The organism is Mesorhizobium sp. CA4, assembly GCF_020165075.1.
Classification (GTDB): Bacteria; Pseudomonadota; Alphaproteobacteria; order Rhizobiales; family Rhizobiaceae; genus Mesorhizobium.
The window spans coordinates 47,343-68,640 of sequence record NZ_JAIUHK010000025.1 but is presented as its reverse complement, the minus strand read 5'-3'; the positions used below and the strand labels follow the sequence as shown (position 1 = coordinate 68,640).

Sequence of the window (21,298 nt, the reverse complement as noted above, 5' to 3'; positions counted from 1 at the left end):
CCAAGCGTCGCGCCGCTTTCGCAGCGCACCTAATACCAAAGTCATAATCCCATCGTCGCGGTGCCTTTCACCGGCGCTTTCTGTCATTTTTCTGCGTTGGCTGCGTTTTTTGAGTCCGCGTCCGGAGGAGTTGTGGACGGTGGCGCGCAGCCATCGAGGACAGACGGGATCTCACGGGAGGATATATAAATGGCAATGGCTTCGACCGCCGGCGGAACCAGCCGCGGCATGACGCGGGAGGAGAAGAAGGTCATCTTCGCCTCATCGCTCGGCACCGTTTTCGAGTGGTATGATTTCTATCTCTACGGCTCGCTGGCAGCCTTCATCGGCTCGACCTTCTTCAGTCCGGCGATTCCCGAGGCGACGCGCAACATCTTCGCGCTGCTGGCCTTTGCTGCAGGCTTCCTCGTGCGTCCCTTCGGCGCCCTGGTGTTCGGCCGGATCGGCGATCTCGTCGGCCGCAAATACACCTTCCTCGTCACCATGACGATCATGGGCCTGTCCACCTTCCTGGTCGGCCTGCTGCCCGGCTATGCCAGCTGGGGCATTGCGGCGCCAGTGATCCTGATCGGGCTGCGCATGCTGCAGGGCCTTGCGCTTGGCGGCGAATATGGCGGCGCCGCGACCTATGTCGCCGAACACGCGCCGGACGACCGACGCGGCTACTACACGTCCTGGATCCAGACCACGGCGACGCTCGGCCTGTTCCTGTCGCTGATCGTCATCCTGATCGTCCAGGGCTCGCTCAGCAAAGAGACCTACGCCAGTTGGGGGTGGCGCATCCCCTTCATCGTCTCGTTCTTACTCCTCGCCATCTCGATCTGGATCCGGCTGTCGCTTTCAGAGTCGCCGACCTTCCAGCGCATGAAGGAGGAAGGTAAGGGCTCGAAGGCGCCGTTAACGGAAGCTTTCGGTCAGTGGAAGAACGCCAAGATCGCCCTTCTGGCGCTGCTCGGCCTTACCGCCGGCCAGGCCGTGATCTGGTACAACGGGCAGTTCTACGCCCTGTTCTTCCTGCAGAACGTGCTGAAGGTCGACGCATGGTCGGTCAACGTCATGATCGCTATCGCGCTTGCCGTCGGCTCGATCTTCTTCGTCGTGTTCGGCTGGCTGTCGGACAAAATCGGTCGCAAGCCCATCATCATGGCGGGCCTTGCGCTCGGGATCGTCTGCACTTTCCCGCTGTTCAAGGCGCTTACCTGGGCCGCCAATCCGGCTCTGGCCACCGCGCAGCAGAACACCCGCGCGACGGTGACGGCGGCGCCCGGCGACTGCAAGTTCCAGTTCAATCCGGTCGGCACGGCGAAGTTCACGACATCCTGTGACATCGCGACGTCGTTCCTGACGAAGAACTCGGTGCCTTACGACGTCGTTGCGACGGCGGCGCCCGGCACGGCTGCCACGGTCAAGATCGGCAACGAGACGGTGGCGTCCTATGACGCCGTTGCCGCTGGCGATCAAGCCAAGGCCAAGGAGGCGGCCTTCCAGAAAGCGGTGAACATGGCGCTGCAGGACGGCGGCTATCCGCTGAAGCGCGCCGCGGCCAAGGTTCCGGACCAGAAACTCGACGCCTTCATCGCGGCCAATCCGGAACTGAAGCTCGATGCCACGGCCATCCGCGGCGGCGAAAAGGCGACGGTTCCGGCCGACAAGGCGATCGCCGACAAGCTGCTGACCAAGGATGAGGCGGCCGGCGCGCCGGAAGTTACCGTCTACACCATCCCGGGCGGCGGTGCCTTCGCCATGACTGCCGATCCGGCGGCCATCAACTGGCCGCTCACGATCGGCATCCTGTTCATCCTGGTGCTGTTCGTCACCATGGTCTATGGGCCGATCGCGGCCATCCTGGTCGAGATGTTCCCGACCCGCATCCGCTACACCGGCATGTCGCTGCCTTACCACATCGGCAATGGCTGGTTCGGCGGCCTGCTGCCGGCGACGGTGTTCGCCCTCAGCGCCTATAAAGGCGATATCTATTACGGTCTCTGGTACCCGGTGATCATCGCGGCGATGTCACTTATCATCGGCATGATCTTCGTCAGGGATACGCTCGGCACCGACCTGCACGCCAAGGAATGACCTCGGTCATCCCTTCAAACAGAAAGCCCGGCGTGAGCAATCATGCCGGGCTTTTTCGCGTGTCGGACTGGAAAGTGGTGCTCAGCTCTTGCGCTGCTGGTTCTCTTCCTCGATCGCCGCTTCGTGGTACCAGCCGTCGAAGTCGGCGTGCTCGCCGCGAAGTGCTGCAAGTTCTGCCGCGAATTTGGCCTTGGCGCCTAAATTTGAGGCAGGCTTGCGTGCTGCAAGCGGGAACAGCAGGATTTTCGCCGACGGCCGCGATGACGTGACTTGCATTGCCGACCTCCTCGTCTTTTCGGGAGCGTACCGATTCACTTTCCCATCAAAATATGCCCTGCGATTCCTTTAGGCAATATGCTTACAAAAAGATCAGCAATTGCCTATTTTGTAAGCAAAATTGGCGCCTGAACGATCCAGGCGCATTGTTGAGGCGGCTCAGCAAAATCAACGCGTTGCCATGACCATTTTGCCGCACCCGATGAAGGCCGAGTGGCATACGAATTGCTTTTTAATCGTCGGCAGGCCGGCTCCAGCCGGCCGAGCGTCGCCACCGTGTGGCGGTGATCAAGCAACGAGAGGCACTGGAATGACCAAATACAAGCTCGAGTATATCTGGCTCGACGGCTACACCCCGACCCCCAATCTGCGCGGCAAGACCCAGATCAAGGAGTTTGCCGAGTTCCCGACGCTCGAGCAGCTGCCGCTATGGGGCTTCGATGGTTCCTCCACCAACCAGGCTGAGGGCCGCAGCTCCGATTGCGTGCTGAAGCCGGTCGCGCTTTATCCGGATCCGGCCCGCACCAACGGCATTCTGGTCATGTGCGAAGTCATGATGCCCGATGGCGTCACCCCGCATGAATCGAACAGCCGCGCGACCATCCTCGACGACGAGGACGCCTGGTTTGGCTTCGAGCAGGAATATTTCTTCTACAAGGACGGCCGCCCCCTCGGCTTCCCCGAGAGCGGCTATCCGGCCCCGCAGGGCCCGTATTACACTGGCGTCGGCTACAAGAATGTCGGCGACGTCGCCCGCCAGATCGTCGAGGAGCATCTCGACCTCTGCCTCGCCGCAGGCATAAACCATGAAGGCATCAACGCCGAAGTGGCCAAGGGCCAGTGGGAATTCCAGATTTTCGGCAAGGGCTCGAAGAAGGCCGCCGACCAGATCTGGATGGCGCGCTATCTGCTGCTGCGCCTGACCGAAAAATACGGCATCGACATCGAATTCCACTGCAAGCCGCTCGGCGACACGGACTGGAACGGCTCGGGCATGCACTGCAATTTCTCGACCAAGTACATGCGTGAAGTTGGCGGCAAGGCCTATTTCGAGGCGCTGATGGCGCAGTTCGAGAAAAACCTGATGGATCACATCGCCGTCTACGGTCCGGACAACGACAAGCGCCTGACCGGCAAGCATGAGACCGCGCCGTGGAACAAGTTCTCCTACGGCGTCGCCGACCGCGGCGCTTCGATCCGCGTGCCGCACTCCTTCGTCAAGAACGACTACAAGGGCTACCTGGAAGACCGTCGTCCGAACTCGCAGGGCGACCCCTACCAGATCGCCTCGCAGGTGCTGAAGACGGTCTCGCAGGTTTCGACCGACGCGAAGGTCTCGGCTGCGGCCTGATCCCCTACCGGCGCGAGCTGCGGTCCGCAGTCAGCCTATCGACGAAAAAAGCCCCGGCGGAACCACCGGGGCTTTTTCTATGGACATCGTGCCAGGCCGATTGCGGCTTCCATGCGTCTGACCAAAAAAGAACCCCGGCAAATTTTTTGCCGGGGCCCTTTTTCGAAAATGTAGCGGCTTAGACCGAATAGTACATGTCGTATTCGACCGGGTGCGGGGTCATTTCGAAGCGCATGACCTCGGCCATCTTGAGCTCGATATAGGAGTCGATCTGGTCGTCGTCGAAGACGCCGCCGGCCTTCAGGAAGCCGCGGTCCTTGTCGAGGCTCTGCAGCGCTTCGCGCAGCGAGCCGCAAACGGTCGGGATCTTCTTCAGTTCCTTCGGCGGCAGGTCGTAAAGATCCTTGTCCATCGGCTGTCCCGGATGGATCTTGTTCTTGATGCCGTCGAGACCGGCCATCAGCATGGCGGCGAAGCCGAGATAAGGGTTCGCGCCCGGATCGGGGAAGCGAACCTCGACGCGCTTCGACTTCGGCGACGAGCCGAACGGAATGCGGCAGGAAGCCGAACGGTTGCGCGCCGAATAGGCGAGCAGCACCGGCGCCTCATAGCCCGGCACCAGACGCTTGTAGGAGTTGGTGAGCGGATTGGTGAAGGCGTTGATCGCCTTGGCGTGCTTGATGATGCCGCCGATGTAGAAGAGGCAGCTCTCCGACAGACCGGCATATTCGTTGCCGGCGAAAGTCGGCTTGCCGCCCTTCCAGATCGACTGGTGCACATGCATGCCCGAGCCGTTGTCGCCGAACACCGGCTTCGGCATGAAGGTGGCCGTCTTGCCGTAGGCGTTGGCGACCTGATGCACGACATATTTGTAGATCAGCATCTTGTCGGCGTTGCGCACCAGCGTGTCGAACTTGATGCCGAGCTCGTGCTGTGCGGCGGCGACCTCATGGTGATGCTTTTCGACCCGCACGCCCATTTCGGCAAGCACGGTCAGCATTTCCGAACGCATGTCCTGGCAGGAGTCGATCGGCGGCACCGGGAAATAGCCGCCCTTGATGCGCGGGCGGTGGCCGAGATTGCCTGTCTCGTAGTCGGTGTCGTCGTTGGACGGCAGTTCGGTCGAGTCGAGCCGGAAGCCGGTGTTGTACGGATCGGCCTTGTACTTGACGTCGTCAAACACGAAGAACTCGGCCTCCGGGCCGACATAGATCGTGTCGCCGATGCCTTCCGACTTCATATAGGCTTCGGCCTTCTTGGCGGTGCCGCGCGGATCGCGGTTATAGGCCTCGCCCGAGACCGGATCGAGGATGTCGCACAGGATGACCATGGTCGACTGCGCGAAGAACGGGTCCATGTGGACGGTGTCGGTGTCGGGCATCAGCACCATGTCGGACTCGTTGATCGCCTTCCAGCCGGCGATCGAGGAGCCGTCGAACATGACGCCGTCGGCGAACATGTCTTCCTCGACCTCGACGACATCCATCGTCACATGCTGCAGCTTGCCCCGCGGATCTGTGAAGCGCAGGTCGACGAATTTCACGTCGTTGTCCTTGATCTGCTTCATGATGTCTTTGGCTGTCGTCATGTTGTTTCTTCCCTGTGTGATGACGTCTGGAATGGGGTGAAGGTCAGATGGCGTCGATGCCGGTCTCGCCGGTGCGGATGCGAACGACTTCCTCTATGTTGGAGACGAAGATTTTTCCATCGCCGATGCGGCCGGTCTGCGCCGCCTTGCGGATGGCCTCGATGGCACCTTCGACGGCCTCGTCGCCAAGCACCACCTCGATCTTCACCTTAGGCAGGAAGTCGACGACATATTCGGCGCCGCGATAAAGCTCGGTGTGACCCTTCTGGCGGCCGAAGCCCTTGGCTTCGGTGACGGTGATGCCTTGCAGTCCGGCCTCCTGAAGCGCTTCCTTCACTTCGTCCAGCTTGAATGGCTTGATGATCGCTTCGATCTTTTTCATGTAAAAAGTGGCCTCCACTGCCAAGAAGACGGGTTGTGTGCCCCGCTTGCGCCTTCATCAAGCACGAAGCGTGCCAATCGTGAGGAGTGCAGGCGGTGAGGGGCGTTTTCGAGCCCTTGCCGCACACGGATGCAAATTCGCGTCATCCGCTGCATCGGATGCGTCATGGACGCCCAAACCCTATACATCGCCCCTCCTCACGTCTGCGCAAAAAGTGGGCAGACAGCGCAACTTGCAAGCAGAACCCCTCTCCTACGCGACCGCATGTGCAAGATAATGCCGCAATCGCGCTGGTTTGCTTCGAACCGAAAACTGGACAATGCTTGATCGCATGGAGATCGGCAATCCCATGCGCAATGAACTTCTATCGCCGGCCGAAATGGCCGAGGCCGACAGACTGGCGATCGCGGCCGGGCCGCTCGACGGCTATCGCTTGATGCAACGTGCCGGCGAGGCGGTCGCTGCCGTCGTGCTGGCGCGCTACCCTGGCGCGAAGAGGGTGCATGTGCTGTGCGGCCCCGGCAACAATGGCGGCGACGGCTATGTCGTGGCGCGATTGCTGGCCGAGGCCGGTGTCGACGTGGCCCTGTGGAAATCCGGCAAACCGCGGGCAGGCAGCGACGCCGCGCTTGCGGCGGCTGATTGCGCTCTGGAGCGGCACCCGCTTTCGGCCTTCACTGCGGAAGCCGGCTCGCTGGTTGTCGACGCGATCTACGGCGCGGGCCTGTCGAAGCCTCTCACCGGCGACGCCAAAGGCGCGGTCGACGCCGTGACCAGGCTGAACCTGCCGGTTATCGCGATCGACCTGCCTTCGGGCGTTTCCGGCGAAAGCGGCGAAATCCTCGGCTCGGCATTTAGCGCGGCCGTTACGGTGACCTTCGCGCGAAAAAAGCCTGGGCACCTGCTTCTGCCTGGCCGTGAGCGATGCGGCGAGATCGTGTTGGCCGACATCGGCATTCGTGACGAGATCATCGACGCGATTGCGCCGCGAGCCTTCGAGAACCGGCCTAGGCTCTGGATCGCGAACTTCCCCGCGCCCGCCGTCGACACGCATAAGTACAGGCGCGGCCATGCAAGCGTCTTTTCAGGCGGACCATCCGCGACGGGTGCGGCGCGCCTCGCAGCGCTTGCGGCCGCAAGGAGCGGGGCAGGGGCCGTCACCGTGCTGTCGCCGGCGAACGCCATGCAGGTCAACGCGGCGCATCTGACCTCGATCATGCTGCGCAAGGTCGACGCGATCGAAGACGTGCACGACCTTCTCGGCGATCGCCGGCCGTCCGCCTTCGTTCTCGGCCCCGGCTTCGGCATCGGCGACAAGGCACGCGATTTCACGCTCGCCGTGCTGGCCAAAAACCGCCAGGACGGCGGCGTCGAGGGCCTCGTGCTCGACGCCGACGGCATCACGTCTTTTCGCGACGCGGCCTCGACGCTGTTCGAGGCGGCCGCCAGACCGGACGCGCCGGCGTTGATCATGACGCCGCATGAGGGTGAGTTCGGCAAGCTGTTTGCCGACATTGCCGCTGACAATGCCTTGTCGAAGCTGGCCAAGACGCGCGAAGCCGCGCTGCGCGCCAACGCCATGATCATCTACAAGGGCGCCGACAGCGTGATCGCCTCGCCGGACGGCCGCGCCGCGATCAACAGCAATGGCGCGCCTTGGCTCGCAACAGCCGGTTCAGGCGACGTGCTGGCGGGCCTCATCGCCGGGCTTCTCGCCCAAGGCATGCCGGCCTTCGAAGCGGCTTGCGCCGGAGTCTGGATTCATGCCGCAGCCGGCAGCCGATTCGGACCGGGCTTGATTGCCGAAGACCTGCCGCTGGCGATGGTGCCGGTCCTCCGCGAACTGACCGAGTGCGCTGTCCAATGAAGCGCTTGGGCTTCCTTGTCGCTGTCGTTCTCCTCGCGGCTTACACCGCACAGGCGGCGCGCGCCGCCGGTCGCCCGGTCACCATCGTCGACGACCCGCGCGTGCTCGCCGCGCTCGATGCCAAGGGATACGGCTTCGCCGGCCTCTTCGGCGTCGACGGCAACGACGACCTGAAATCCCTCTACGACACCGCGCCGGCCTGTCACGCCATCGTCGAAACCGTGGCCGCTGACGTCGCCGCGTTGCGCGCCGACATGAAGGCGGGCCGCCGTACCCTCTACGAAGTCACCGACGGCAATGTCGGCCGCATCATCGACATGCGCTGGCTGAAAACGAACGCCGCGCGCTTCCGTCTGGTCGGTGTCGCCAACCGTCTCGACCGGCGCGATTTCCCAGCGCTTGGCAACGAGACGAGCTGCGGCGAGGTGCGGTTCATCTATCGCCTGGCCTACAGCTTCAAGAAGAACGCCAAGCTCCTGGCCTCGCGCCTGCCATTCAACTTCAGCGCCATATATCGCGTCGCTTCGGACGCCGACGGCGGCTGCGTGGGCGCTGCCGGCCGCTGGACGCCGCAAATCGACGAGGCGGTCGACGCCGGCTGGCTGACCGGTGGACCGCTCGAAAAGGCCTCGCTATCTTTCAAGCAGCTCGAGCTCAACGCGCAGGTGGTGCGCTTTCCTTCCGGCCAGGAAACCGAGTTCGGCGGCCAGGCCGCTTACCTGATGCGCATCTTCAGCATCGTTGGGGCGACGGTCGGCGAGAAGCCGCTGGAAAATACGCCGGACACGGCCCGGCTTGCCGAGGACGCCGATCTGAAGGCGCGGCTTGCCGACTATGTTCGCGCCAATGCCGCGGCGGTCGATCTCGGCGTCTACGAAATCCCGGATGAGTTCCTCGCCCGAAAAGTCATCTCCTGGTCGACCTTCGGCAGCGTAAGGCAAGCCAATCATCCGTTCACCCCGCTGTTCGAGCCAAAGGAGTTCGCCGGGCTCGACTATTCGAAGTTTTCCTTGGCGCGAACGCCGGACGCTTTGGTCGAGCGGCTCGACAACGGTGCCTGCCAGGGCTGCCATCAGGCAGGCTCGACCGCCGGCTTCCATTTCATCGGTCTCGACGACGCCACGACCTCGCCGCTCAACCGCATCGAAGTCGGTATCTCGCCGCATCTCCACGCCGATATCCCGCGCCGCGAAGCGTGGCTCAGGGCAACCGCCGAGGGCAGGGAGCCCAATCGTTTTCGCCCGCTCTCCTTCGCGCCGCCCGCCGCCTGGAAGGATACCGGCGGGCCTGCCTATGCGCCGGCCGAAACGGCGATGCCATGCCTTATGCCGGAAGACGCAAGCCGCTTCGGCGGCACATGGCAATGCGGCGCCGGAACGGTCTGCACACCGATCGCGACCGCTTCGGGGGTGAGGACCAAACTGGCGCAATGCCTGCTGCCGAAAGACAGTCCCGCGATGTTTTCGGGCCATCCTTGCCTCGCCGGCTCGATCGCCAGCAACGTGACGCAGCCGTTCAACGACCGCTACAAGATCAGCGGCCAGTTCGCCGCTCCCGCGCCTTCGATCTCGCGCACCGCCTATACCTGCCGGCCACCGAAGATTGGCGTTCCGGGAGGCTTCGCGTATCGCGCCTGCGATGACAAGGATCGCGCCTTCGCCGCCTTCAAGCCCGGCAAGCCGATGCCCAGCGAAATCTGCGGCCTGGTCGGCGGCAAGAAGTTCGACATCTGCGTGGCCACCAACAATTTCGACCAATGTCTGGGCGGCGCGGTCAACCGCGGCAACCGGCCGGCCTGCTCGGCCGACCATTTCTGCCGCGAGGATTATATGTGCCAGTCGCTGCCGCCGGACACGCCGGGCGCGGCCAAGGTCAAGGGCATCGGCTTCTGTTCGCCGACCTATTTCATCTTCCAGATGCGCATCGACAACCATGCCACCCCGTGGACGACCACAGCGCGCGCCGGCATGGGCGCCGGCTTCGGCGCGGCAGCCGAAGAATAATAGGTCAGGCAACTTAGCTGGGGCGCGGCTGCCCCACGGCGTCGGCCAAAGCGGCAAGAACGCGTTCCTCGCTGACACCGCGTGTGTCCTGGACCCAGCTCGGCGTCGAAATCGGCGGCTCGAGATAGCGCACCTGGTCGTTCACCGGTCCGGTCTCATAGGAGCGGTTTGATCCGAAGATAAGCACGCATGGTCCGCCCAAGGCCGCGGCAGCATGGCAGAGCCCGCCATCGACGCCAAGAAAGACCGTCGAGGCGGCGATCTGGCATATGGCGTCGGTCAGTTGCGGCGTCGATGTGAAATCCACCGCCTCCGGAAGCGCTGCCCGGATCTGGGCGGCGGCCTCGCGTTCGCGCGGGCCGCCGATGAGCCAGACCGACCAGCCGCGCCGGGCGTGATCCTGCGCTACCGAGATAAACCGCTCCGCCGGCCATGAACGGAAATTGCTGAAAGCCGAGGTGTAAAGCGCCAGCGCCGGCCGTGCCGGATCGATTCCATGCCGGACGCGCCAATCGGAAAGTTCCTCGGCTGAAACCGCTATTTGCGGCGCAGGCAGGCGCATGTGATCGCCAGGCTTCTCGCCCAGCATCGCGATCGCGCAGACTTGCTCGAACAATCTCGTCTTGCGCGGGCCGAACGCCACGAAGCTCTTCGGCCAGCCGGCGGGCAGGCGGTTGATGATGCCAAACTGGAATTCGCGCGGATAGCCGATACGCTCCGGTATGCCGGCCAGCCATGGCACAAGCGCGGCCTTGGTGCTGCTGGTGAGCATATAGGCCGCCTGGTAGTTCTCCTTGCGGATTTCGCGCGCCAGACCTGCGCGCTCTTTCAGCCCGGGCTTCCAGTGCTTCTCAACGACCCACGTCTTGCGGATATGCGGCATCAGCCGCGCCAGCGGCGCGGCAAGCGGCGAGGTGGCGACGTCGATCGGGTGCCCAGGGAACTTCTCGGCAAGTATCCGGATTGCCGAATGGCAACGGATGAAATCACCGATCGCCGGCAAGCAGAAGACGAGGATGGGACGCAACAAGCGCTACCTTTTCGATCCGGAACGGCCGCTGCCAATGGCGAGCATGACGGTGATTTGTCACGGAAGCGCTTCGCCATCAAGGATGCGGGCATAGAGTTCCAGATAGGCTTTTGCCGTTTTCTCGATCGGGAACCTGTCCGCGGCAGACTGCCGGCATCGCTGCGCCGGCAGGCCTCCGACCTCGCCAAAACCGCGCCCGAACTCCTCGTCGGTCTCGAAGAAGCGGCCGGTATCCGCGTCGACGGTTTCCACGAGCGCGCCGCGCGGTGTGGTGAGCACTGGCGTGCCGCACAGCATGGCCTCGACCTGCGCCATGCCGAACGGCTCCTCCCAGGAGATCGGGTTGAGGAATGCCTTCGATTCACCCAGCAGGCGCAATTTGTCCTGGCCGTCGACCATGCCGTGAAAGCGGTAGCGCGCGGAAAGGCTCTTGAAAAAGACGCCCTCGCGACGTGTCTTGCTGCGGCCGAGCAGCTTCCAGCGCGAGCCGCCGGCGATATCGAGGGGGAAGTCGAATTTTTTCGCCAACTCCACCGCCCGGTTCAACCCCTTTCCGGCCCGCGCGATGGCCGCCATGAAAAACAGATGGTCGTTCTTCGACGGTGCCGTGCGATAGGCGTCCACCGGAAAGCCGTTGTAGACGAAGGTCTTGCGGCCATGCAGCTCCGCATGACGTGCGCTGAGGAAGCTCCAGTTGGGCTGCGGCCGCGGATAATCCGGAAGATGACCGTGCTCGGTGTTGAGCGTCGGAAAGGGGACCTCGACCTTCCAGGCGTGGAGATGGACGATCTGCGTGTCGCGTGGGATCGCCGCCCGGCATTCGGCATCGCTGATCGCATGCCTGACCTCGCATAGTGGATGCGACGATCCCGGCGCGGCGATCAGGACTACATGGTGCCCGAGCCTGACCAGTTCGGTGATCAGCCATTCGACCTGGCGCTGTGTGCCGCCATACCCCTTCGCTGGAATAAGGCTCTGGGCTGCAAGGGTTATGCGCATTTCTTGTCGGTGCAGCTTGTCACAGCGGGATGTTGTCGTGCTTCTTCCAGGGGTTCTGCATGTCTTTGTTGCGCAGCATGCGCAGCGCTCGCGCGACGCGGCGGCGGGTCGAATGCGGCATGATCACCTCGTCGATGTAGCCGCGTTCGGCTGCAATGAAGGGCGACAGAAAGCGATCTTCGTAAGTCTTTGTATGGGCGGCAATTTTCTCCGGATCGCCGATATCCTTGCGATAGATGATCTCGACCGCGCCCCTGGCGCCCATCACCGCGATCTGCGCCGTTGGCCAGGCATAGTTCATGTCGCCGCGCAGATGCTTCGAGGCCATCACGTCATAGGCGCCGCCATAAGCCTTGCGGGTGATGACGGTGATCTTCGGCACGGTCGCCTCGGCATAGGCGAAGAGCAGCTTGGCGCCATGCTTGATCAGCCCGCCATATTCCTGCGCGGTGCCCGGCAGGAACCCAGGGACATCGACGAAGGTTACGATCGGAATCGAAAAACAGTCGCAGAAGCGCACGAAGCGCGCAGCCTTGCGGCTGGCGTCGGAATCGAGCACGCCGGCCAACACCATCGGCTGGTTGGCGACGAAACCGACTGTGCGGCCTTCGACCCGGCCGAAGCCGGTGACGATGTTCTTGGCAAAACTCTGCTGGATCTCGAAGAAATCGCCTTCGTCCGCGACCTTCAGGATCAGCTCCTTGATGTCGTAAGGCTTGTTGGCGTTGTCGGGGATCAGCCGGTCGAGCGACAGGTCATGATCCGTCACCGACTGGTAGCATTCGATCTCGGGAATCTCGGCCGTGTTCGATGCCGGCAGCAGGTCGACCAGCCGGCGCATCTGCAGCAGCGCCTCGACATCGTTGTCATAGGCGCCATCGGCGATGGAGGATTTCGTGGTGTGCACGCTTGCGCCACCGAGGCTTTCGGCGGTCACCGTCTCGTTGGTCACCGTCTTCACCACATCCGGCCCGGTGACGAACATGTAGGATGTATCGCGCACCATGAAGATGAAATCGGTCATGGCGGGCGAGTAGACGTCGCCGCCGGCGCAGGGACCCATGATCAACGAAATCTGCGGGATGACGCCGGATGCCAGCACATTGCGCTGGAATATCTCGGCATAGCCGCCAAGCGCGGCCACGCCTTCCTGGATGCGTGCGCCGCCGGCATCGTAGAGGCCGATGATCGGCGCGCGATTGCGCAGCGCCATCTCCTGGACCTTGATGACCTTTTCGGCATGCGCTTCCGACAGCGAGCCGCCGAACACGGTAAAATCCTTGGCAAAGATATAGACCGGGCGGCCGTTGACGGTGCCCCAGCCGGTGACCACGCCGTCGCCGGCGATCTTGGTCTTCTCCATGCCGAAATCGGTCGAGCGGTGCTCGACATACATGTCGAACTCCTCGAACGAGCCCTCGTCGAGGAATATCTCGATACGCTCGCGAGCGGTGAGCTTGCCCTTCTTGTGCTGCGCCTCGATGCGGTCCTTGCCGCCGCCCATGCGGGCAGTCTCGCGGCGGCGCTCGAGTTCCTTCAGCACGTCCTTCATTGCCGGTCCTCAAAACCAATAAGTAAATTTGTGGTAATCGCGCGGGCAGGGGAGCGCAAGCACCCCTGTTTTGCTGCATTGCAACATGGAGCCCTTGCATTTCGGAACGAACTCAGCCATATGCAGCGGCATAGGCGCTTGGGCTGGGAAGAATCCGGCCTTCTCGACGAATGAGACTGGTTGCGTCTGTTTTCCCTCTTTCCGGCAAATCGGCCCTGGTCGATCGGCAAGCTGGCGAAAAAGCCCCGCGGCATGATGCTGGCGGGCACGACAGCGCAGCCGCGCGGACGATTGTCCGCCGCCTTGTCGTTCCATGACAATTTATCCGACGGCAGGTTGCGCCCTGCCGCCATTGATGTTTGCGGCCACAAGGTCGCGTGAAAGAAGAATATTTTGACCAACGAAAACACAGCGGAACTGAACGGTTTCGCAGCACTTGGGATTTCGGGCGCGCTGCTCAAGGCAACCCATGCCGCCGGTTTCACCGATCCGAAGCCGATCCAGACGCAGGCGATCCCGCCGCAGATGGAAGGCCGTGACATTTTCGGCATCGCCCAGACCGGCTCGGGCAAGACCGCAGCCTTCGCGCTGCCGATCCTTTCGAAGATCATCGGCCTGGGCACCAAGCGACGGCCGAAGACGACGCGGGCGCTCATCCTGGCGCCGACGCGCGAACTCGCCGTGCAGATCGAGGACACCATCAAGATCCTCGCCAAGGGCGCGCATGTCTCGACCGCGCTGGTGCTGGGCGGCGTCTCGCGCTTCAGCCAGGTGAAGAAGGTTGCGCCGGGCGTCGACATCCTGATCGCCACGCCGGGCCGGCTGACGGATCTGGTCCGCGAAGGCGACCTCATCCTTGCCGACACCAAATGGCTGGTGCTGGACGAGGGCGACCGCATGCTCGACATGGGCTTCATCAACGACGTCAAGCGCATCGCCAAGGCGACCGCGGCCGACCGTCAGACGGTGCTGTTCTCGGCCACCATGCCGAATGAAATCGCCGAATTGGCAAAGGGCCTTCTGAAGAACCCGATCCGCGTCGAAGTCGCGCCGCAGAGCACTGCGGCAGCCGAGATCGTGCAGAGCGTGGTGCTCGCCCGCACCAAGCAGAAGCGCCAGGTGCTGTCCAAGATGCTCGCCGACGAGGCAATGCGCTCGGTGATCGTGTTCTCACGCACCAAGCATGGCGCCGATCGCGTCACCAAGGACCTTGCCCGTGACGGTTTCGAGGCTGCCGTCATCCATGGCAACAAGTCGCAGAACGCCCGGCAGAAGGCGCTCAACGATTTCCGCGACGGCTCGGTTCGCATCCTGGTCGCGACCGATATCGCGGCGCGCGGCATCGACGTGCCCGGCATCAGCCATGTCGTGAATTTCGACCTGCCGGACGAAGCGGAAAGCTACGTCCATCGTATCGGCCGCACCGGCCGCAACGGCAGGGACGGTATTGCGATCACGCTGTGCGATCCTTCGGAAAACGCCAAGCTGCGGCAGGTCGAGCGCATCATCCGCATGAAGCTGCCGGTCGTCGCCGATCATCTCGGCAGCCCGGACCCGCAGCGCGATCCCAGGGAAAAGACCGAGCGTCATTTCGAACCGGCCAATGACCGCGAGCATCACGGCGCCCGCCGCGATGGCCGCCGCCCTGGCAACGGTAGCGACAACAAGCGCTTCGGCGGTCAGCCCCATGGCGAGCGCGCTTCGAAGCCCCAGGGGGAACGCCCGGCTGCGGCCAAGCCGAATGCCTCGAGCAAGCCCGACGGCTTCAAGCGCTTCAAGGGCAATAACAAGCGCCGCTTCGGCGGCAAGCGTCCGGCGAACCGGGCCGCTTGAGCCTGGCAGAATCACGCGAACAGGAACGGCCGGAGCGATACTTCGGCCGTTTTCATTTCACTGTCTGATTTGATTTGCCCCATTTCACTGGGCTGACTGCTGCTGCATCAACGCCTTCACCCACACCACGATACGCTGGGTGAGGAAGGCTGTGGTTTGCGGCGACAGCACATCGCCAGCGATGACGTGATTGTCCGGATCGCCGGTGTCGTCGACCGGCACCAGCTCATGCGGCGCACCCCAGCGCCCGGCTATCTCGCGCGCCCGGTCGGGCCGCACCACCTTGTCGGAATCCGAGAAGATGAAGAGGGCGGGGATTTTCGCTTTCTCGACCGGCGCCTCGTAGGCAAGATTGGTGAGCGCCGCCATCGGCAGCACCGCCCTCATGGGATATTTGGTGGTCCAGAATTTCTCGTGCAGTGCGTTGCGCGCAGGGAGGCTGCGCTCCTTGCCACCGACAAGCTCGGCGATCTGCCGGCCCCAGGGTATGGTGAGCAACTCGGCGCCGGAGGCCTTCACGCCGAAATTCGGCGATATGAATGCGATGGCCGCGACATCGTCGGATGCGCCCGGCTGCGTGGCGGCCCACGCCGCCAGCGCGCCGCCGGTCGAGGTTCCGATGACGATCACCTTGTCGCCGATGGCGCGGCCGATGGCCAAGGCCTCCTCATAGTCGTTGATCCACGCATTGACGCTGCCTTGCGCCATCGCCGCGCCGTCCTGGCCGTGCCCGGTCAGGCGCGTGTAGAACAGGTTGGCATCCAATTCCTCCGCGATATCGTCCGGCAAGGGGCGAACCTCGCCCTTCGAGGCGGAAAAGCCATGGATGTAAACGATGGCTAAAGGCGTCTTGGCGTGGACCATCGGATTCGCCCAGATGATCTCCTTGTCGAGGCCGTCGCGGATGTTGGGCACGGCAGCCTCTTCACGCGCCAGATAGGCCTGCGGATCATCGCCGATCACCGATGGATTGAAATGGATTGTGGTGTCGACCGGCACGCGCGGTCCGAGAAAGAAGCCGGCGACCAGGATGACTGCAAGGCCAAGCACCGCCAGCACGATCCGCCGCCCCATTACAGTCTCCAAGCAATGATTCTCAACCTATGGCCGTACCCGCCGGCAGGCAATCGCCGTTTCGCCGGCTTATGCCGCCTTGTCGCGGGATGGGTTTTTGTCGCCAGGCAGCCTGCGATCGAAATGCAATGGCCGTCCCCACCAGTGGGTGGTGAGCCCGATGACTAAGCGGCCAACCGGCCGCGGCAGCAGGCCGAGCAGCTTCAACGGCCAGCTTATGTGGTACGGGAAGGTGACTTCGAAGCCGCCCTTTCGGATGCCGCGCGCCATGCGACGCGACGCGCGGTGCACAGGCATGAGGCCCGGCATCGGCAGCTTGTTCTTTTCAGTCAAAGGCGTGTCGATGAATCCCGGATTGATGACCTGGACACGGATGTTCATCTTGTCGAAGTCGTATTTCAGCGATTCCGCCAGGATGTTGATCGCGGCCTTGGTGCCGCCATAGGCCGCCGTCGTCGGCCAACCGGAATAGGCGGTGACCGATCCGACCAGAACGACATGGCCGCGCCCGCGCACGCGCATATGCTCGACGACGGGCACCACGCCGTTGACGATGCCGAAATAGTTCACGGCGAAGGAGCGGTGGAAATCACGCACCACCAGATTCTCGCCGGGCGTGGCGATGTAGTTGCCGGCGTTGAACACAGCAAGCACGATCGGCCCCATCTGTTCCTCGATCGCGGCGGCCGTGCGCGCCATGCCGTGCTCGTCGGTCACGTCGCAGGGAAAGGATCTCACATGTCCCGACATTTGCGCCGTTTCGACGATCAGCGTCTCGGCCGGATCGTTTGGCAGCGACGTCACCGCCACGGCATAGCCTTGATTGGCGAGATCCTTGGCAAGTGCGCGCCCAAGCCCACTGCTGCCGCCCGTGATCCAGGCGACACCGTCTTTCGGATTGGCCCGGTAGAGTGTCATGGGGTGTCCTGCGGATGTTCCGGTTTGCTCTAGCGGCGGAGAAATCAGTTGAAAAGAGCGGTTTTGCGCCTGGCGTTGAAATGATTGCAAGCATTGCACCATCCGGAATGCGAATGGACCAGGCAAAATCTTGCCTTGAAACCGCGGCGTCCGGTTTTTAGGGTCTCGCCGCACACATGAAGGAATCCCGCATGCCCCGTTCTGTCATCGAAGCGATCGGCAACACGCCCCTGATCCGACTCAACAAGGCTTCGGAGGCGACCGGCTGTGAGATTCTCGGCAAGGCCGAGTTCATGAATCCGGGGCAATCGGTGAAGGATCGGGCCGGCCTGTTCATCATCCGCGACGCCGAACAGCGCGGGCTGCTCAAGCCAGGCGGGCTTATCGTCGAAGGGACTGCTGGCAACACGGGCATCGGTTTGACGTTGGTCGCCAAGGCACTTGGCTACCGCACCGTCATCGTCATCCCCGACACACAGAGCCAGGAAAAGAAGGATGTGATCAAGATCCTGGGCGCGGAGCTTATCGAGGTGCCCGCCGTGCCCTACAAGAACCCAAACAATTACATAAAACTGTCCGGCCGGCTTGCCGAGCAACTGGCGCGCTCGGAGCCTAACGGCGCGATCTGGGCCAATCAGTTCGACAATGTCGCCAACCGCGACGGTCATATCCGCACGACGGCCCAGGAGATCTGGGCTCAGACCGACGGCAGGGTCGATGGCTTTGTCTCGGCCGTAGGCTCCGGCGGCACGCTCGCCGGCGTCGCGCTCGGCCTCAAGGGCAAGAGCAAGGACGTCAAGATCGCACTCGCCGATCCGCTCGGCGCCGCGCTCTACAGTTTCTACACCAGTGGCGAGTTGAAATCGGATGGCAACTCGATCACCGAGGGCATCGGGCAGGGCCGCATCACGGCCAATCTCGAAGGCTTCACGCCGGACTTCTCCTACCAGATCCCGGACGAGGAAGCGTTGCCCATCATTTTCGACCTGATTCAGGAAGAGGGGCTCTGCGTCGGCGGCTCGACCGGCATCAACATCGCCGGCGCCATCCGGCTGGCGCGAGAGCTCGGACCCGGCCACACCGTCGTGACGATCCTTGCCGACTACGGCACGCGCTACCAGTCCAAGCTCTTCAATCCAGAGTTCCTGCGCGGCAAGAATCTTCCGGTGCCGGGCTGGATGGAAGAGAAAGTCAACATTTCCGTGCCGTTCGAAAAGGTAGCATGATGGCGCACAAGACCGAGGCGCTGTTTCGCGACGACGCCTATCAGAAGACGGCCGAGGCCGAGGTCGTCGCCATCAACGATCGTGGCGGCATCCTTCTCGACCGCACGATCTTCTATGCAACGTCCGGCGGGCAGCCGGGCGATACCGGCATGCTCGAACGTGCAGACGGCGGCCGCATCGCGATCGCAGCCACCATCACCGGCGAGACCAAGGACGAGATTATCCATGTGCCGGCCCCCGAGCAGACGCTTCCCGCGGTCGGCGAAAGGCTGAAGCTTCTGATCGACTGGGAGCGGCGGCACCTCCTGATGCGCATGCACTCCGCCTGCCACCTGCTGACCGTGGTCTGTCCGTTTCCGATCACCGGAGCGGCGGTCGCGGAGGACGACAGCCGCGTCGATTTCGACATTCCCGACGCCAGCTTCACCAGGGAGGATGTGACGGCTCGGCTGATGGAGCTGGTGCGCGCCGACCATCCGATCCTCACTCGACTGATCACCGACGAGGCGCTGGCCGCCAATCCCGGCCTTGTCAAATCGAAGAACGTCCGCCCGCCGGTCGGCACCGGCAAGATCCGCCTGGTCTTGATCGGCGACAACGGCTCGATCGACAGCCAGCCATGCGGCGGAACGCATGTGAGGTCGACCGGCGAGGTCGGCGACATACATATCGGCAAGATCGAGAAGAAAGGCCGCGAGAACCGGCGCTTCCGCATCCGCTTCGGGCCGATGCCGGCGAACTGACGTTAAAGCTAGGCGGGGCAGGAGAACAGAATGGCCCAGGACAGTCCCTTCATCGTCGACGCCGACTGGCTGCAGAAGCGGCTTGGCGAGCCCGGCCTCACCATTATCGACGCCTCCTGGTATCTGCCGGCGCAAAAGCGCGACGCTCGCGCCGAATACGATGCCGCCCACATCCCCGGAGCGCGCTTTCTCGACCAGGACGCGGTTTCCGATCCGGATTCGAAACTGCCGCACACCTTGGCCTCGCCGCAGCACTTCGCTCAATATGTCGGCGCCATGGGTGTTTCGGCCGACGACACCATCGTGGTCTATGACGGGCCCGGCCTGTTCTCGGCGCCGCGCGCCTGGTGGATGTTCCGCGTCATGGGCGTCTTCCAGGTCCACATTCTGAATGGCGGATTTGACCGCTGGAAGGCCGAGGGGCGGCCGGTGACGGCCGAGCCGACCAAGATCGCGCCGAGTGTCTTCTATGCCGATTTCGACAAGGACCGGGTTGTCGGTCTCGACGAGATGCGCAGGATCGTCGGCAGCCAAGAGAGCCAGATCGCCGACGCACGATCGGCCGGCCGCTTTGCAGGCACCGATCCGGAGCCGCGGCAGGGCGTCCGTTCGGGCCATATGCCGGGTGCGCATAATGTCCCGATCACGGCGCTTGCCGAGAATGGCGAATTGCTGCCGAAGGATCGCCTGCGCAAGGTGATCGAGGATGCCGGCATCGACCTCACGAAGCCCGTTATCACGTCCTGCGGCTCGGGCATCACGGCGGCGGCGATCACGCTGGCGCTGGAGACGCTCGGCCATACCGACAACCGGCTTTACGATGGGTCCTGGACTGAGTGGGGCAGTCTCAGCGACACACCGGTGGTGACGGGGAAAGAATGATGGAAAACGGCGCGCTGCAAGATATCGATGTCACGGTCACGTTCCTGGAGATGCATGCGGCGCCGGCGGTTTCGCCGCCGATCCCCTACAATCGCCAGATCGCGCTGCTGAAGACGAAAGATATTCCGCTCCATTTCTACCGCTATTTGATGGATCGCGTCGGGCGCAAATGGCACTGGGTCAATGTGCTGAGGCTGAGCGACGAGGAGCTCGCCGCCGGCTTGCATCGCGAGGACCGCGATATCCGCGTGCTCTATCTCGACGGCGCTCCCGCCGGCTTCTTCGACCTCAAGCCGCATCTTCCGGACGAAGTGGAGCTCGCTTATTTCGGCATGATGGAGCATGCGCATGGCCAGGGCATCGGCCGCTGGTTCCTTGGCGCCGCGATCTCGGCGGCCTGGGCGCATGGGCCAAGGCGCGTCACCGTGCAGACTTGCACGCTCGACCATCCGGCGGCTCTGCCGCTTTACCAGAAGCTCGGCTTCACGCCGGTGGCCCAGAAGAAGGAGGTCGTGCATCCGCTGACCTTCGCTGAGCGCTCGGCCAGTGTCATGCGAGACTAGAGCGATTCCAGGACTGGTGAGAAACGGTTCCGCCAGTCAGGAATCGGGTGGGTGGCAGTGTCACCAAGGCATAATTTCCGGAGATCGACACCGGAGATTTGCCATGACCATCCAGTTCAAAGCCTTGCCGACCGAAGCCGTGCGCGCCTTGCAGCGGGGAGGGCCCGATGCCTATGGCCGCAGCCCGGAGCACCGCATTTCCGACGGCGACGGCGTGCCCTGCAGGCATTGCCTCAGGAACGTCGCCGAGGGTGACGGCTATCTGATCGTTGCCTACCGGCCGTTTCCGGAACTGCAGCCCTATGCCGAAACCGGCCCGATCTTCCTTCATGCCGACGAATGCAAGCGTGCCGCCGACGGAGAAGTGCTGCCGGAAATTCTCGAAAGCAGCGACTATATCGTCAGGGGCTACGGCAAGGACGATCGCATCGTCTACGGCAGCGGCGCGGTCACACCGACGGGCGACATCGCAGCTCGCGCGACAGCACTGCTCGAGCGCGACGACATCGCCTATATCCACGTCCGGTCGGCGCAGAACAATTGCTATCAATGCCGCATCGAGCGGCCATAATCCAAAAAGAAGCCCGCCGATGGTCAGGCGGGCCGTTGGAGGGTCTGACAGAAGCTGCCGGCAAGCGCTGTCCGGGCCGGACTTGTCCGACTCGGCAAGCAGCAGGCCGCCAGTAACGCCGCGTGTCTAGGCGTCTTTCCTGTCGGGCGAATGTGAAGCATTTCACACAAGGAGCATAATGGCCGGGGAAGATGAAACCCGCGCCTTCCAAGACTGTCGTATTCCCGTCGTACTACTGCGCTAAACAGTGATCGTTGAGGATTGTCGACCGCGGATGGACCGGCGACAGATCGCAACATCGAGGAAGCGGGCTTTTGCTCCGCTTTTTTGTTGTCCGGATTTCGGTGCGGAGCCAGTTCTG

19 protein-coding genes are annotated in these 21,298 nt (G+C 63.0%); 10 read left to right on the top strand and 9 right to left on the bottom strand.

What is annotated here, in order from left to right; all coding sequences use genetic code 11:
* Positions 1–189 precede the first annotated feature (189 nt).
* Positions 190–2,079: an MFS transporter gene (locus LB528_RS20270; protein WP_224716066.1), complete on the top strand. Its 1,890-nt coding sequence runs from the start codon at positions 190–192 to the stop codon at positions 2,077–2,079.
* Positions 2,080–2,160: 81 nt separating this feature from the next.
* On the opposite strand, the gene LB528_RS20265 is transcribed toward LB528_RS20270, so the two are convergent.
* Positions 2,161–2,355 (bottom strand): DUF2735 domain-containing protein, encoded by a 195-nt coding sequence (locus LB528_RS20265; RefSeq protein WP_224716065.1) that lies wholly within the window; start codon positions 2,353–2,355, stop codon positions 2,161–2,163.
* Positions 2,356–2,665: 310 nt separating this feature from the next.
* Between LB528_RS20265 and LB528_RS20260 the strand changes: the two genes are divergently transcribed.
* Positions 2,666–3,706: a glutamine synthetase beta-grasp domain-containing protein gene (locus LB528_RS20260; protein ID WP_224716064.1), complete on the top strand. Its 1,041-nt coding sequence runs from the start codon at positions 2,666–2,668 to the stop codon at positions 3,704–3,706.
* A 178-nt stretch (positions 3,707–3,884) separates the two neighbouring features.
* On the opposite strand, the gene glnA is transcribed toward LB528_RS20260, so the two are convergent.
* A complete protein-coding gene (gene glnA, locus LB528_RS20255; RefSeq protein WP_217570597.1) occupies positions 3,885–5,294 on the bottom strand; it encodes a type I glutamate--ammonia ligase in 1,410 nt (469 codons plus the stop codon).
* Between the two features lie 43 nt (positions 5,295–5,337).
* Entirely contained in the window at positions 5,338–5,676 is a 339-nt protein-coding gene (locus LB528_RS20250) for a P-II family nitrogen regulator (protein ID WP_018428041.1), read from the bottom strand.
* Positions 5,677–6,025: 349 nt separating this feature from the next.
* Here LB528_RS20250 and LB528_RS20245 point away from each other — a divergent pair, with 349 nt between their 5' ends.
* Both LB528_RS20245 and LB528_RS20240 read left to right on the top strand, forming a co-directional pair.
* Positions 6,026–7,543 (top strand): NAD(P)H-hydrate dehydratase, encoded by a 1,518-nt coding sequence (locus LB528_RS20245; RefSeq protein ID WP_224716078.1) that lies wholly within the window; start codon positions 6,026–6,028, stop codon positions 7,541–7,543.
* A complete protein-coding gene (locus LB528_RS20240; protein WP_224716063.1) occupies positions 7,540–9,546 on the top strand; it encodes a hypothetical protein in 2,007 nt (668 codons plus the stop codon). Before LB528_RS20245 ends, LB528_RS20240 begins: the two co-directional genes overlap by 4 nt.
* Positions 9,547–9,559: 13 nt before the next feature.
* Here LB528_RS20240 and waaF read toward each other — a convergent pair whose 3' ends face one another.
* Genes waaF through LB528_RS20220 form a run of 4 tightly spaced genes read right to left on the bottom strand, consistent with a single transcriptional unit; the run spans position 9,560 to position 13,442 of the window.
* A complete protein-coding gene (gene waaF, locus LB528_RS20235) occupies positions 9,560–10,576 on the bottom strand; it encodes a lipopolysaccharide heptosyltransferase II (protein ID WP_224716062.1) in 1,017 nt (338 codons plus the stop codon).
* Positions 10,577–10,633: 57 nt separating this feature from the next.
* Entirely contained in the window at positions 10,634–11,575 is a 942-nt protein-coding gene (locus LB528_RS20230) for a glycosyltransferase (protein ID WP_224509853.1), read from the bottom strand.
* Between the two features lie 19 nt (positions 11,576–11,594).
* Positions 11,595–13,127 carry an acyl-CoA carboxylase subunit beta gene (locus tag LB528_RS20225; RefSeq protein WP_224716061.1) on the bottom strand — a complete coding sequence of 511 codons (1,533 nt, stop codon included), beginning with the start codon at positions 13,125–13,127 and terminating at the stop codon, positions 11,595–11,597.
* 9 nt (positions 13,128–13,136) lie between these two features.
* Positions 13,137–13,442: a hypothetical protein gene (locus tag LB528_RS20220; protein WP_224509859.1), complete on the bottom strand. Its 306-nt coding sequence runs from the start codon at positions 13,440–13,442 to the stop codon at positions 13,137–13,139.
* A 78-nt stretch (positions 13,443–13,520) separates the two neighbouring features.
* Between LB528_RS20220 and LB528_RS20215 the strand changes: the two genes are divergently transcribed.
* Positions 13,521–14,960, top strand: a complete 1,440-nt coding sequence (locus LB528_RS20215) for a DEAD/DEAH box helicase (protein WP_224509862.1) — start codon at positions 13,521–13,523, stop codon at positions 14,958–14,960.
* A gap of 84 nt (positions 14,961–15,044) precedes the next feature.
* On the opposite strand, the gene LB528_RS20210 is transcribed toward LB528_RS20215, so the two are convergent.
* Positions 15,045–16,034 carry an alpha/beta hydrolase gene (locus LB528_RS20210; RefSeq protein ID WP_224509863.1) on the bottom strand — a complete coding sequence of 330 codons (990 nt, stop codon included), beginning with the start codon at positions 16,032–16,034 and terminating at the stop codon, positions 15,045–15,047.
* Positions 16,035–16,103: 69 nt separating this feature from the next.
* Complete coding sequence (locus LB528_RS20205) at positions 16,104–16,952, bottom strand: SDR family NAD(P)-dependent oxidoreductase (RefSeq protein WP_224509866.1); 849 nt, start codon at positions 16,950–16,952, stop codon at positions 16,104–16,106.
* Between the two features lie 191 nt (positions 16,953–17,143).
* Here LB528_RS20205 and LB528_RS20200 point away from each other — a divergent pair, with 191 nt between their 5' ends.
* The 5 genes from LB528_RS20200 to LB528_RS20180 all read left to right on the top strand — a co-directional run bounded on the left by LB528_RS20200 (position 17,144) and on the right by LB528_RS20180 (position 20,937).
* On the top strand, positions 17,144–18,178 hold the full coding sequence (locus LB528_RS20200; protein WP_224509869.1) for a cysteine synthase A: 1,035 nt from the start codon (positions 17,144–17,146) through the stop codon (positions 18,176–18,178).
* Positions 18,178–18,921 (top strand): alanyl-tRNA editing protein, encoded by a 744-nt coding sequence (locus LB528_RS20195; RefSeq protein ID WP_224716077.1) that lies wholly within the window; start codon positions 18,178–18,180, stop codon positions 18,919–18,921. Before LB528_RS20200 ends, LB528_RS20195 begins: the two co-directional genes overlap by 1 nt.
* 30 nt (positions 18,922–18,951) lie before the next feature.
* Complete coding sequence (gene sseA / locus LB528_RS20190; RefSeq protein WP_224716060.1) at positions 18,952–19,803, top strand: 3-mercaptopyruvate sulfurtransferase; 852 nt, start codon at positions 18,952–18,954, stop codon at positions 19,801–19,803.
* Complete coding sequence (locus LB528_RS20185) at positions 19,803–20,366, top strand: GNAT family N-acetyltransferase (protein ID WP_224628479.1); 564 nt, start codon at positions 19,803–19,805, stop codon at positions 20,364–20,366. The genes sseA and LB528_RS20185 overlap by 1 nt, the downstream gene beginning before the upstream one ends.
* Before the next feature lie 103 nt (positions 20,367–20,469).
* Entirely contained in the window at positions 20,470–20,937 is a 468-nt protein-coding gene (locus LB528_RS20180; RefSeq protein ID WP_224716059.1) for a DUF1203 domain-containing protein, read from the top strand.
* The last annotated feature ends 361 nt before the right edge of the window (positions 20,938–21,298 follow it).

Coding starts and splice junctions, on each gene's coding strand:
- LB528_RS20210 (WP_224509863.1), bottom strand. CDS start 16,034: ATGGGGCGGCGGATCGTGCTGGCGGTGCTTGGCCTTGCAGTCATCCTG.
- LB528_RS20260 (WP_224716064.1), top strand. CDS start 2,666: ATGACCAAATACAAGCTCGAGTATATCTGGCTCGACGGCTACACCCCG.
- LB528_RS20250 (WP_018428041.1), bottom strand. CDS start 5,676: ATGAAAAAGATCGAAGCGATCATCAAGCCATTCAAGCTGGACGAAGTG.
- LB528_RS20205 (WP_224509866.1), bottom strand. CDS start 16,952: ATGACACTCTACCGGGCCAATCCGAAAGACGGTGTCGCCTGGATCACG.
- LB528_RS20245 (WP_224716078.1), top strand. CDS start 6,026: ATGCGCAATGAACTTCTATCGCCGGCCGAAATGGCCGAGGCCGACAGA.
- LB528_RS20265 (WP_224716065.1), bottom strand. CDS start 2,355: ATGCAAGTCACGTCATCGCGGCCGTCGGCGAAAATCCTGCTGTTCCCG.
- LB528_RS20195 (WP_224716077.1), top strand. CDS start 18,178: ATGGCGCACAAGACCGAGGCGCTGTTTCGCGACGACGCCTATCAGAAG.
- LB528_RS20230 (WP_224509853.1), bottom strand. CDS start 11,575: ATGCGCATAACCCTTGCAGCCCAGAGCCTTATTCCAGCGAAGGGGTAT.
- LB528_RS20220 (WP_224509859.1), bottom strand. CDS start 13,442: ATGGAACGACAAGGCGGCGGACAATCGTCCGCGCGGCTGCGCTGTCGT.
- LB528_RS20240 (WP_224716063.1), top strand. CDS start 7,540: ATGAAGCGCTTGGGCTTCCTTGTCGCTGTCGTTCTCCTCGCGGCTTAC.
- LB528_RS20225 (WP_224716061.1), bottom strand. CDS start 13,127: ATGAAGGACGTGCTGAAGGAACTCGAGCGCCGCCGCGAGACTGCCCGC.
- glnA (WP_217570597.1), bottom strand. CDS start 5,294: ATGACGACAGCCAAAGACATCATGAAGCAGATCAAGGACAACGACGTG.
- LB528_RS20270 (WP_224716066.1), top strand. CDS start 190: ATGGCAATGGCTTCGACCGCCGGCGGAACCAGCCGCGGCATGACGCGG.
- LB528_RS20185 (WP_224628479.1), top strand. CDS start 19,803: ATGGAAAACGGCGCGCTGCAAGATATCGATGTCACGGTCACGTTCCTG.
- LB528_RS20200 (WP_224509869.1), top strand. CDS start 17,144: ATGCCCCGTTCTGTCATCGAAGCGATCGGCAACACGCCCCTGATCCGA.
- sseA (WP_224716060.1), top strand. CDS start 18,952: ATGGCCCAGGACAGTCCCTTCATCGTCGACGCCGACTGGCTGCAGAAG.
- LB528_RS20180 (WP_224716059.1), top strand. CDS start 20,470: ATGACCATCCAGTTCAAAGCCTTGCCGACCGAAGCCGTGCGCGCCTTG.